Annotated in this window: 16 protein-coding genes; 5 read left to right on the top strand and 11 right to left on the bottom strand. The window is 66.0% G+C overall.

Translation table 11 applies throughout. The annotated features are described in order from the left end of the window. Positions 1-11: 11 nt before the first annotated feature. On the bottom strand, positions 12-518 hold the full coding sequence (locus NA2_RS19185) for a MarR family winged helix-turn-helix transcriptional regulator (protein ID WP_008598867.1): 507 nt from the start codon (positions 516-518) through the stop codon (positions 12-14). A gap of 259 nt (positions 519-777) precedes the next feature. Between NA2_RS19185 and NA2_RS19190 the strand changes: the two genes are divergently transcribed. The 3 genes from NA2_RS19190 to NA2_RS19200 all read left to right on the top strand — a co-directional run bounded on the left by NA2_RS19190 (position 778) and on the right by NA2_RS19200 (position 2,838). Beyond that, positions 778-1,671, top strand: coding sequence for a branched-chain amino acid aminotransferase (locus NA2_RS19190; RefSeq protein WP_008598868.1), 894 nt, complete (start codon positions 778-780; stop codon positions 1,669-1,671). 119 nt (positions 1,672-1,790) lie between these two features. Further along, complete coding sequence (locus NA2_RS19195) at positions 1,791-2,069, top strand: hypothetical protein (RefSeq protein WP_008598869.1); 279 nt, start codon at positions 1,791-1,793, stop codon at positions 2,067-2,069. 127 nt (positions 2,070-2,196) lie between these two features. Further along, positions 2,197-2,838: an MBL fold metallo-hydrolase gene (locus NA2_RS19200; RefSeq protein ID WP_008598871.1), complete on the top strand. Its 642-nt coding sequence runs from the start codon at positions 2,197-2,199 to the stop codon at positions 2,836-2,838. Positions 2,839-3,049: 211 nt separating this feature from the next. Here NA2_RS19200 and NA2_RS19205 read toward each other — a convergent pair whose 3' ends face one another. The 8 genes from NA2_RS19205 to NA2_RS19240 all read right to left on the bottom strand — a co-directional run bounded on the left by NA2_RS19205 (position 3,050) and on the right by NA2_RS19240 (position 7,150). Further along, a complete protein-coding gene (locus NA2_RS19205) occupies positions 3,050-3,469 on the bottom strand; it encodes a DUF1801 domain-containing protein (RefSeq protein ID WP_008598872.1) in 420 nt (139 codons plus the stop codon). A 133-nt stretch (positions 3,470-3,602) separates the two neighbouring features. Next, on the bottom strand, positions 3,603-4,037 hold the full coding sequence (locus NA2_RS19210) for a DUF1801 domain-containing protein (RefSeq protein ID WP_008598873.1): 435 nt from the start codon (positions 4,035-4,037) through the stop codon (positions 3,603-3,605). A gap of 9 nt (positions 4,038-4,046) precedes the next feature. Beyond that, on the bottom strand, positions 4,047-4,268 hold the full coding sequence (locus NA2_RS19215) for a hypothetical protein (RefSeq protein WP_008598874.1): 222 nt from the start codon (positions 4,266-4,268) through the stop codon (positions 4,047-4,049). Positions 4,269-4,324: 56 nt separating this feature from the next. Beyond that, a complete protein-coding gene (locus NA2_RS19220; protein WP_008598875.1) occupies positions 4,325-4,735 on the bottom strand; it encodes an SRPBCC family protein in 411 nt (136 codons plus the stop codon). Further along, entirely contained in the window at positions 4,732-5,055 is a 324-nt protein-coding gene (locus tag NA2_RS19225; RefSeq protein ID WP_008598876.1) for an ArsR/SmtB family transcription factor, read from the bottom strand. Before NA2_RS19225 ends, NA2_RS19220 begins: the two co-directional genes overlap by 4 nt. Before the next feature lie 154 nt (positions 5,056-5,209). After that, entirely contained in the window at positions 5,210-5,644 is a 435-nt protein-coding gene (locus NA2_RS19230) for a BA14K family protein (RefSeq protein ID WP_008598877.1), read from the bottom strand. A gap of 663 nt (positions 5,645-6,307) precedes the next feature. Next, on the bottom strand, positions 6,308-6,523 hold the full coding sequence (locus tag NA2_RS19235; RefSeq protein ID WP_008598878.1) for a cold-shock protein: 216 nt from the start codon (positions 6,521-6,523) through the stop codon (positions 6,308-6,310). A gap of 414 nt (positions 6,524-6,937) precedes the next feature. Then, complete coding sequence (locus tag NA2_RS19240) at positions 6,938-7,150, bottom strand: cold-shock protein (protein WP_008598879.1); 213 nt, start codon at positions 7,148-7,150, stop codon at positions 6,938-6,940. Between the two features lie 411 nt (positions 7,151-7,561). On the opposite strand from NA2_RS19240, the gene NA2_RS19245 reads away from it, so the two are divergent. Together NA2_RS19245 and NA2_RS19250 are read left to right on the top strand one after the other, a co-directional pair. Continuing rightward, on the top strand, positions 7,562-8,134 hold the full coding sequence (locus NA2_RS19245; RefSeq protein ID WP_008598880.1) for a helix-turn-helix domain-containing protein: 573 nt from the start codon (positions 7,562-7,564) through the stop codon (positions 8,132-8,134). A gap of 19 nt (positions 8,135-8,153) precedes the next feature. Continuing rightward, entirely contained in the window at positions 8,154-8,741 is a 588-nt protein-coding gene (locus NA2_RS19250) for a GNAT family N-acetyltransferase (protein WP_008598881.1), read from the top strand. Here NA2_RS19250 and NA2_RS19255 read toward each other — a convergent pair. Both NA2_RS19255 and NA2_RS19260 read right to left on the bottom strand, forming a co-directional pair. Then, on the bottom strand, positions 8,711-9,523 hold the full coding sequence (locus tag NA2_RS19255; protein ID WP_040678632.1) for an endonuclease/exonuclease/phosphatase family protein: 813 nt from the start codon (positions 9,521-9,523) through the stop codon (positions 8,711-8,713). The two genes, NA2_RS19250 and NA2_RS19255, sit on opposite strands and share 31 nt — an antisense overlap. A gap of 148 nt (positions 9,524-9,671) precedes the next feature. Then, positions 9,672-9,959, bottom strand: a 288-nt coding sequence (locus NA2_RS19260) for a DUF2239 family protein (RefSeq protein ID WP_040678635.1), incomplete at its 5' end; no start/stop codon positions are given.

Genomic DNA, 9,959 nt, shown 5'->3' on the forward strand with positions numbered 1-9,959 from the left:
ATAGTGCCTAGTTATCGCGAGCGTCCATTCGGCAGTTTGTCCATCTGGGCGCGCAGCTCCGGATCGACCATGGCGCGCAGGAACCGTTCCACGACGGCGCTGTCGTCGAGCTGCGCTTCCTCAAGTGCCGCACGGATGCGGCGGGACTGTGGCAGGGCGAGCGCCAGCGCCAGGTCGCGCCCCTTCTGGGTCGGGTAGAGCTCGCGCTGGCGTCGGTCGCGCGGCCCCTGCACCTGCACGATGTACTGGTCGTCGATCAGCTGCTTCAGGACGCGCGCCAGGCTCTGCTTGGTGATCCGCAGCACGTCGAGCAGCTCGGCGACCGTCAGGCCCGGGCGACGGTTGACGAAATGCAGCACCCGGTGATGCGCGCGGCCGAAGCCATACTGCGCCAGGATGGCGTCGGGGTCCGAGGTGAAGTCGCGATAGGCGAAGAACAGATGCTCTATGATCGCGAAGTCGACGCCGTCTTTCAGCGTCAGCGGGGCTTTGATGGGCGGGGCGTCTTGATGGCTCATGGGGCGCTTGTAATCGCTTTGGTCTCACATGGCGAAGAAATTATGTCAGCCTTATTGACATAATTTCGGCGCATTGATAATTTTTGACAATGTTTTCGGCCTGACGCGAACAAAAAGGTTTCCTTGAAGCCGTTTTTGGGAACATCCTTCAAGATCGTCCCGTTGCGCAGAGGCTGAATCCGTTGAAGGCGTTGTCCGCGGCGGGCGGCGTTTCGGTTTTGTCCGGGCCTGGACGGCAGGCGCCGGCAGGAGAGGTTACATGGCAGCGGTTCCTTTCGATCAGCTCGAAGGCTTTATCTGGCTCAACGGCGAATTCGTCAAATGGGCGGACGCCAAGATTCACGTCCTGACCCACGGCCTGCACTATGCGAGCGCCGTATTCGAGGGCGAGCGCGCCTATGACGGTGAGATCTTCAAGCTCAACGAGCACACGGAGCGCCTGCATGAATCGGCGCGCATCCTCGGTTTCCGCATCCCGTGGTCGGTCGAGGAGATCAACGAGGCCTGCACCGCACTGCTCGCCAAGCAGGGCTTCGTCGATGCCTATGTGCGGCCGATCGCCTGGCGCGGCAGCGAGATGATGGGCGTTTCGGCGCAGAACAACCGCATCAACCTCGCCATCGCCATCTGGCAGTGGCCGAGCTATTTCGATCCGGAGCAGCGGCTGAAGGGCATCCGTCTCGACATCGCCGAATATTGCCGGCCCGACCCGCGCACCGCACCGTCGAAGTCGAAGGCAGCCGGTCTCTACATGATCTGCACCCTGTCGAAGCACGCGGCGGAGGCGAAGGGCTATGCCGATGCGATGATGCTCGACTGGCGCGGCCAGGTGGCCGAGGCGACCGGTGCGAACATCTTTTTCGTCAAGGACGGCGTCATCCACACGCCGACGCCGGACTGCTTCCTGGATGGAATCACCCGGCGCACGGTGATCGATCTGGCGCGTCGGCGCGGCATCGAAGTGGTCGAACGGGCGATCATGCCGGACGAACTGACCGGCTTCGAACAGTGCTTCCTCTGCGGCACCGCGGCCGAGGTCACGCCGGTTTCGGAAATCGGCCCATACCGCTTCGAAGTGGGAGAAATCACGCGTTTGCTGATGAACGACTATGCAAACGAGGTCCGTCCGGGGCTGCGCGCCGCGGCGCAATAGTGTTTCGCCGGCTTCACGCAGCGCCGGACTTTTCACAGCCTCGTATTTGACTTTGCGTCAATTCGCGCTTTCATGTGCGCGCCGGCCCCCGAAGGCCGGCGTCAAACGAGGGACCAGACATGGAAGCGCTTCTCCCGATTGTCATTCAGGTGATCAGCGGTGTTGTCGGTGGCCAGGCTATCGGCGCCGTCCTGAAAAATGCCGCTATGGGGCAGGTTGCCAAGATCGTGGCGGGCGCCGTCGGCGGTGTCGGCGGTGGTGCTCTTCTTTCCGGCATGGGTGGTGATGCCGGTGCGATGAGCGGCATACTTGGCGACGTCATTGGCGGCGGTGCCGGTGGCGCCGTTTTGACGGGGCTTGTGGGTGCCGTCATGGGAGCCATGGGTAAAAAAGGCTGAGACGCTTTGTAGAGAGTTGAAGAAGCGGGCGGCGCAAAACCGCCCGCTTCTTGTTGTGCGGTCATGCGGTGCGGCTGTTCCGTAGCGCCGGCGACCGGGGTTTCAGGTTCCAGTCAGGGAGTTGCTTATGGGCGCGTTGCGCGCCGGGATCATTCCGGTCACGCCGTTCCAGCAGAATTGCGCCATCCTGTTCGACGAGACGGACAAGCGCGGCGTCGTCGTCGATCCGGGCGGCGAGGTGGAGCGCATTCTCTCGGCCATCGAGGACAACGGCATCGCCATCGAGGCGATCTGGCTCACCCACGGGCATATCGACCACGCCGGCGGCGCGATGGACCTGAAGGAGGTGCTCGGCGTCGACCTGATCGGCCCGCACGAGGCGGATCGCGACCTGCTCGGCAATCTCGAGAGCCAGGCGCGCATGTTCGGCCTCGAGGGGGCGGTGCGCAATGCGGTGCCCGACCGTTTCCTGACCGAGGGCGAGATCCTGTCCTTCGGCGATCACCGTTTCGAGGTCTTGCACTGCCCCGGTCATGCGCCGGGCCATGTGGTCTTCTTCAATCGGGACGCCCGCTTCGCCCATGTGGGCGACGTGCTGTTCAGCGGCTCCATCGGGCGCACGGACCTGCCCGGCGGCGATCACGACACGCTGATCCGTTCGATCAAGGAAAAACTGCTGCCGCTTGGCGACGAAGTCGGCTTCCTCTGCGGCCACGGCCCCGGCGGCCGTTTCGGCGAGGAACGACGCGGCAATCCGTTTCTTGTTTAGGGATCGAGGGGCGGTCAACGCTCGCCCCTCACCCTTACCTGACCGGGGTCGAGCCACGGGTCTCGTCCCGTCCTTCGGACCCCCGTGAACGGGGAGAGGGGGCGTCCACGTTGCGGCCATCCTCCTTCTCCCCGCTTGCGGGGAGAAGGGTGCGCAGCACGCAGGGGGATGAGGGGCGGGCGCTACCGCGCAATCCTCGCCACTCTTCCCGCTATCTCCGCTTCTTCCCGGCCTTCTGCGCCAGGTTCAGCCGCACCGCGGCGCGGATGAGCGCCTTCAGCGCGGCCTCGTCCACCGCGTCGTCCTCGTGGAAGTCGATCGCGCGCCGGACATTGCCCTCGAGGCTGGCGTTGAACAGGCCGGTCGGATCGTCCAGCGCCGCGCCCTTGGCGAACGTCATCTTCACCGCCTTCTTGTAGGTCTCGCCGGTGCAGATGATGCCGGCATGCGACCAGACCGGCACGCCGCGCCATTTCCACTCCTCCGTCACCTCGGGATCGGCCTCCCTGATCAGCGCCCGCAGCTTGGCGAGCAGCGCGCCCCGCCAGTCGCCCAGCTCGGTGATCCGGGCGTCGATCAGCTCCGTCGGGGAGGGCGCTGTTCCGTTCGCGCCGTCTTGTGCTTCGTTCATCGCTTTGTCGTCTCCTTCGTGCCGCCGCTGCCCTGGACCCGTTCATCGTTTCACAGAAACGCTGACCCGTTCCAACTCCTTGTTTCTCCGCGTTTATGCGGGCGTCGGGTGAACCCCCCGACCTCAAAACGCCCTACAGGCGTTCACCGGGTAGCCGGCTTGCCTGCTTCACCCAGCCGGTGAAAAGCGCCTCGTCGATCTCTTCACCTTCATGGACATGAAAATAGCGGGTCTCGGGCGTTTTCGAGGCGACGGGCGGGACGGGATCGAGCGACGTTCCGCGGAAGAAGGTGACCTTCACATAGCGGTCGAAGCAGTGAAAGCCGAGGAACCAGCCTTCGCCCTCGAGACCATAGAAGGGCGTGTTCCACTTGATCGCCTTGAACACGCCGGGCACCGCCTCCTCGATGAGCGCGTCGAGGCGGCGGCCCACAACCTGCTTCCAGCCCGGCATGGCGGCGAGATAGGCCTCGACCGGCGCGTCGCCATAGCCCTTGGCGATCTGCGGATTGCCGCCCGACAGCAGCACCGGCTTCCCGGGGGTTCCGGTGTCGTTCTTCCCGGCCATCCCGGCCTCCTATCCGGTGGTCCGCTCGCGTCGCCAGCCTTCGGCATAGGGCAGGGCGAACATGTAGAGCCCCGTGAAGAGCAGCAGGGCGAGCGGCGCGAGGGGCAGGAAATACACCCATTCGGCCGGTTCCCTTCCCATGCCCAGGAGCAGGAAGATGAAGGCGACGATCAATGTGAAGATGATGGAAAGCCAGCGGTGGACCTGCCGCACCCATTTGCTCCAGTTCAAGGGATTCTCCTTCCGTGGTGTCGATGTCGGTGATCGGCGCGCAGCGCCTGCCGTCTTCAGTCCAGTCCGGCGAGGACGTTCTCAAGCCCGGCGAGGAAGCGCGGCCATGCGGCCTGCGCACCCTGATAATAGGGCTGCTGGTGGGCGCGGAAGCCTTCCTGCTCCATGCGCAGGAGCGTTCCGCCGGCGGTCGGCGTCAGCGTCCAGGTGACCGTGCTCCTGAGATCCTTGGTGTCCCAGCTGTAGGACAGCATCCGCGTCGGCTCGGACGTCCGCACTTCGCAGTCGACCGTTCCCCAGTCCGCGTCGAGATTGAAGCGGTGGTTCACCGCCGGCTTGAACGTGTTCTTCATCAGCCAGGCCTCGATCAGATGCGGCTGCGTCAGCGCGCGCCAGACCTTCTCCGGCGGATGGGGCATTTCCCGCTCGACGATGACGGAAAGCGTGTCGGTAGAGGTGTCGTTCATTGATCCATCCTTCTCAGAACGTCTTCGAGGTCGTCGAACCGCGCCTCCCAGAAGCCCTGCATCCGCGCGGTCCAGTCGGCCAGCGGGGCGAGGGCGGAGAGTTCGGCGCTGTAGTGGGTCTGGCGCCCGTCCTGCCGGTCGCGCACGAGGCCCGCCCGCTTGAGCACGCCCAAATGTTTCGACACGGCGGGCTGCGAGACGCCGGCCATGGCCGTCAGGGCGGCCACCGTCTGGTCGCCGTCGCGGCACAGGCGCTCGAACAGTCCCCGTCGCGTCGGGTCGGCGAGCGTCTTGAACAGGAGATGATGCGCTTCGGACATGGTGATTGATAGCTGGTTGGTTATCGATTTTCCATAGCCGACGGGTTATCGATTAGTCAAGCCGGCGGCGGCGCGCGGTGGTCGCGGACGGAAAAAGGCCGGGTCGCGAGACCCGGCCTCCGGATGGGATTCAGGCGCTGAAGCCGGTAGCGGCTCAGTTCGGCTGGCAGAAGTGCCGGCGGCCGTCATAGCCCATGAAGGTGCCGCTGCGGGCGTCGAAGCTGCGGTAGCGGTTCGAGCAGTAGCGGTACCATTCGCGCGACCACGGCTCCATCGCGTCGCGATAATAGGTCGGCCGCACGCGGGGCCTGTAGTAGCGGGGTTCTTCATAGTAGTCGCGCTGGACCCGGTAGTGGTCCGGGTAGGCACGGTACGGCGGATCGATGTAGACGCGGCCGCCACTGCGCGATTCCGACAGCAGTCCGCCGACGATCGCGCCAGCCGCCAGGCCGATCACGCCGGCGGCGACGGCGTCGCTGTTGCCTCTGTGGTGCCGGTGCCGGTGGCCGGCGTCGGCGGTCGAGATCGCGCCGAGCGTCATCGCGGCCACGGCCATCGAGAGTATGCTCGTCTTCAGGATGCTCTTCATCACTCTACCTCTTGGTCATGCGCTGCCGGTCGGGGGGGCAAGGGCAGCAGCTTCCTGCAGCAAATAGGCCTTCCTGCCTGAATGCCAGCTGAACGAGGCGCCCATATGGCGTTCACGGGCCCATATGGCGTTCACGGATGGAGTCGCGCCGATATCGAACGTCAACCCGCTCCATCGGCAGGCCGGTCGTCGGGCGCTTCCAGGGCGTGTCGCAATCTTCCGGATGCGCTGGACACGCTTCAAGTCCCTGTTTCATCGCATGTCGTTGTCCTGGAATTCGTTCCCGCTTCCGGGCGACATCCTTCAACGCGCGGGCAGGGCAGGCGGTTCCCCGCAACCCCTCGCGACCCGGCGTCCCGGTGGATAGGGCGAAGCGGCGGCAGGCTCGTCAGCGCGTTCCTCGATATCTGGCTGTCTGTCCGGGCGGTGTCGCGACGCTTGCGCGCCCGTTCCCTGGGGGGAGCACCCCGTCTGCCACACGGCGCTCCGGCATGCGCGGGAGGGCGTCGGCAGTTGCGCGGTATACGCGGCGGCCGTGGCCGCTTGGCACCCTCTGGGCGCTAAAGTTCAGGCTCCGGCCCCAGAAGCAGGGCCGGTTCCCCTCGCTGTACTCTTCTCGCCTTCCGCCGGGGCGTGCCGTTCACCGGGCGCCCGGCGGGCAGGCTATTGCGAAATCGTCAGGTTGACGGCTTTCGGTCCCTTGCCGCGCTTGTCCGGCTCGGTCTCGAAGCTCACCTTCTGTCCGTCTTCGAGGCCGGGCAGGCCCGATGCCTGGACGGCGGAGATATGAACGAACACATCGGCTCCGCCGGCATCCGGGGTGATGAACCCGAACCCCTTGGAGTTGTTGAAGAACTTAACGGTACCACTCTGCGACATCGGAAGGAGTCCTTTCTCCCTTCATGCTGGTCTCTGGAGGCCAACCTCTTGCTGGGTTTCGCCCATGGCGTCATCGGTCGTTTACTGGGGGAGAAGAAACAGTCAGCTTCGTGCCTCGCTTGCTCGGACATGGGGTGCGGGGGAAGTCCCCGGCAGGCATGTTTTCTCCATAAGCATCAGCACAACTTCCCGGAGGGCCAAAAGTCCCTCATCAGGGCATGCCATTCCAGTCTCCGGGCCGGCAAATGCCCGAACGGACGGGAGCTTCCCCGATTTTTCTGGTACGGGCAAGCGAAACTTTTGTGAATCGCAGCGGGCGCCAAGGTGATCGCGCCTCTCCATTGCCGCAGGCAAAGAAAAAGCGCGGCGGAAACCCGCCGCGCTCATAACAGAACTCTGTATCCGCTTGTCGGATCAGGCCAGCGACAGATTAACTGCCTTCGGGCCCTTGCCCATGCGGTCCGGCTCGGTTTCGAAGTTGACCTTCTGGCCGTCGGCGAGAGTGCGGATCCCCGAAGCTTCGAGCGCGGAGATGTGGACGAACACGTCCTTCGCGCCATCATCCGGCGTGATAAAGCCGAAGCCTTTGGTTTCATTGAAGAATTTAACGGTGCCGGTCTGGGCCATGGGAAACTCCTATTCCCTTTGAGAAGTCGCGTCTGTGCAACGTGCGCAGGTTCACGGTCGTCGAGAGTTTAACAAGGTCGGGGAAAGGGGTCGTCCTTCAAAACGCGTCCAGTCTCCGGGTCTGCAATCACCCGAGCGCGCGGCATTTATGACATGAAAGGGGGTGCGACACAAGATACCGGGCGCGCGTCGCGGGGCCGTTTCGACGGTCGGCCGGGCGCCCCGGCGCTTGTCCGCGCCCGCGCTTCCGCCCCGGTTTCGCGCGGCGGCGCGCGGCTTTCCCCGGCATGTCCCGCTGCATGTCCTGCAGGCCGGACCGTTCGTCGCGGCCTGCGGAGGCGCGATCGCGATGCGACGCGGGCCAGGAACAGGGGCTTGCGGGTCATCCATATTCGGAATAATTTCCCGTTTATGGAAGATGCTCCCTCCGACGACGCCGCCTTCGACGACCGCATCGCCCGGCGGCTGCGCGCCCTGCGTGGCGAGCGGGGCTGGTCGCTCGACGCGCTTGCCGCGCGCAGCAAGGTCAGCCGCGCCACCCTGTCGCGCCTGGAGAACGCGGAGGTCAGCCCGACGGCCAGCGTCTTGGGCCGGCTCTGCGCGGCCTACGACATCACCGTCTCACGGCTGATGTATCTGGTCGAGGAGGATTTCTCGCCGCTCGTGCAGCGCGGCGCTCAGGCGGTCTGGGTGGATCCGCGGCACGATTTTCACCGCCGGCTCGTCTCGCCGCCGGCGCGGGCGCTGGGCGGGGAGGTGCTGGAATGCCGACTCGGCCCCGGCACGCGGATCGCCTATGACGCGCCGCCGCGCAGCGGCCTCGAGCATCATCTCGTCCTTGTCGAGGGCGGTCTCGCCGTGACGGTCGACGGGCGGGAGCACATTCTCGCGCCGGGCGATTGCCTGCGCTACCAGCTGCGTGGCCCGAGCGTCTTCGCGACGCCGGAGACGGTCGCCGCGCGCTATCTTCTGTTCATCCTGTAGGGAACATCTGCGAGGGATCATGACCCATGAGCCGGTGAGGATCGTCTCACTTTCCGCCGACGAGGCGGCCCGCCATCTGCCCGCGCTCGCCGTGCTGCTGCATGCCTGCGTGCATGACGGCGCGAGCGTCGGCTTCGTCCTGCCCTTCCCGCCGGCCGAGGCGGAGGCCTTCTGGCGTGACAAGGTGTTGCCGCCGCTGCGTGCCGGAGGCCGGGTCCTGCTGGTCGCCAGGCAGGGCGAGCGGCTTGCCGGCACGGTCCAGCTCGTCATCGACACGCCGCCGAACCAGCCGCACCGGGCGGAAGCGGCGAAACTGCTGGTCGATCCGGCCTTGCGGCGGCGGGGCATCGGCCGTGCGCTGATGGCGGCGCTGGAGGAGCGGGCGCGCGCCGCCGGGCGTAGCCTGATCACGCTCGATACCCGCACGGGCGACAGGGCCGAGCCGCTCTATGTCGCGCTCGGCTACGCCACGGCCGGCGTGATACCCGGCTATTGCCGCGATCCGTTCACCGACCGGCTCGAGGCGACGACGATCATGTTCAAGGCGTTGCCGGAGATGCTTCAGGCCGAGCCGCTTCAGGTCATATCGAGCAGCAGCGCACGGTGATCGGAAACCTCCGGCCGCGCGACGACGGAAAAGTCGACGACTTCCACCTCGGGCGTGACCAGCAGATAGTCGGCGAAGCGCTGTGACTTGCGGTAATGCGACGTGCGCGTGTCCACGTGACCGCGCCCGGTCACCAGATCGCTCAGCCCGTGCGCGCCCAGCGCCGCGAAGGTGACGCTTGACGGCAGCACGTTGAAATCGCCGCACACCACCAGCCGGTCGCCCGTGCGGCGCAGCCGTTCGATCAGCCGGACCAGCGCCTCGGCCTGCAGCCGGCGCGCCGGCGTGTCCTGCTTGCCCTCGGGGTCGCGCAGCCCGTGCATCTGAACGATCGCGACGGCGGTGCCGGTCCGTTGGTCGAACAGCCGCACGCCATGGGCGTTGCGCGCCCGTGGATGCGGGCCCCAGCCATCGGCGGAAAAGGCGCCATGAACGAAGTCGAGGGCCTGGCCGATCACCGGATAGGATTTGCGAACCAGTGTCGCGAGGCCGAATTCGGAGGCAAAACCATTGCCCTCGTCGTCGTGCAGCAGGCCGCCGCCGGCTGGCGAGAAGAATGCGTCGTGATCCGGAAAGGCGGCGCGGATCTCGTCGAACAGATGGGCCCGCTGCGGCAGGCGCGTGTCGCCGTCGACATAGGTCAGCCAGGCGGCTTGTGCCGACGGCGTGCGCACAACCTCCTGCAGGCACAGCACATCGGGGGCCGCCTGCACCAGGTAAGGCATCAGCCTGTCATGCAGGCGTCCGCCCCACGCGTTCAACGACAATATGCGCAATGCCATCACCCATTCGGAGCGTCGATTTCACCGACGACGGAGCGTCGACTCTACTGACGTGCATTGTAGCCGCCGACGGGGCGGAAGGGCGCGGCATGCTGGCGATTTCCCCAGTTTGCCGCGCCGTCCCTGCCTGCGGCCGAACCCGGCGCTTTCAGCTGGGTTCGGCCGCATCGCCGAAGGCGGGCGCCGCCAGTTGCTCCACATGCGCCCTGAGATCGGCCGGCCAGGTGGCGATGCGGCCGTGGAAGCCCTTTGCATCGCCGGCATAGAGCGCGCGCGCCGCCTCCTCATAGCCGGGCTGGTCGCCCAGCATGGCCAGCATGAAGCGGTCGGCGGCGGCCTGCGCCTGCCTGGCGCGTTCGCGCGGCGCGCCGGTGTTGCGGGCGGCATCGACCAGACGCCGCAGGGCGGCCGACGCCCCGCCGGGCTGGGCGGCCAG

The sequence above is a fragment of the Nitratireductor pacificus pht-3B genome (assembly GCF_000300335.1).
GTDB classification, from domain to species: domain Bacteria; phylum Pseudomonadota; class Alphaproteobacteria; order Rhizobiales; family Rhizobiaceae; genus Nitratireductor; species Nitratireductor pacificus.

Bases quoted from the DNA above. Each gene is read 5' to 3' on its own strand.
- NA2_RS19185 (WP_008598867.1), bottom strand. From the start codon at position 518: ATGAGCCATCAAGACGCCCCGCCCATCAAAGCCCCGCTGACGCTGAAA.
- NA2_RS19190 (WP_008598868.1), top strand. From the start codon at position 778: ATGGCAGCGGTTCCTTTCGATCAGCTCGAAGGCTTTATCTGGCTCAAC.
- NA2_RS19195 (WP_008598869.1), top strand. From the start codon at position 1,791: ATGGAAGCGCTTCTCCCGATTGTCATTCAGGTGATCAGCGGTGTTGTC.
- NA2_RS19200 (WP_008598871.1), top strand. From the start codon at position 2,197: ATGGGCGCGTTGCGCGCCGGGATCATTCCGGTCACGCCGTTCCAGCAG.
- NA2_RS19205 (WP_008598872.1), bottom strand. From the start codon at position 3,469: ATGAACGAAGCACAAGACGGCGCGAACGGAACAGCGCCCTCCCCGACG.
- NA2_RS19210 (WP_008598873.1), bottom strand. From the start codon at position 4,037: ATGGCCGGGAAGAACGACACCGGAACCCCCGGGAAGCCGGTGCTGCTG.
- NA2_RS19220 (WP_008598875.1), bottom strand. From the start codon at position 4,735: ATGAACGACACCTCTACCGACACGCTTTCCGTCATCGTCGAGCGGGAA.
- NA2_RS19225 (WP_008598876.1), bottom strand. From the start codon at position 5,055: ATGTCCGAAGCGCATCATCTCCTGTTCAAGACGCTCGCCGACCCGACG.
- NA2_RS19230 (WP_008598877.1), bottom strand. From the start codon at position 5,644: ATGAAGAGCATCCTGAAGACGAGCATACTCTCGATGGCCGTGGCCGCG.
- NA2_RS19235 (WP_008598878.1), bottom strand. From the start codon at position 6,523: ATGTCGCAGAGTGGTACCGTTAAGTTCTTCAACAACTCCAAGGGGTTC.
- NA2_RS19240 (WP_008598879.1), bottom strand. From the start codon at position 7,150: ATGGCCCAGACCGGCACCGTTAAATTCTTCAATGAAACCAAAGGCTTC.
- NA2_RS19245 (WP_008598880.1), top strand. From the start codon at position 7,562: ATGGAAGATGCTCCCTCCGACGACGCCGCCTTCGACGACCGCATCGCC.
- NA2_RS19250 (WP_008598881.1), top strand. From the start codon at position 8,154: ATGACCCATGAGCCGGTGAGGATCGTCTCACTTTCCGCCGACGAGGCG.
- NA2_RS19255 (WP_040678632.1), bottom strand. From the start codon at position 9,523: ATGGCATTGCGCATATTGTCGTTGAACGCGTGGGGCGGACGCCTGCAT.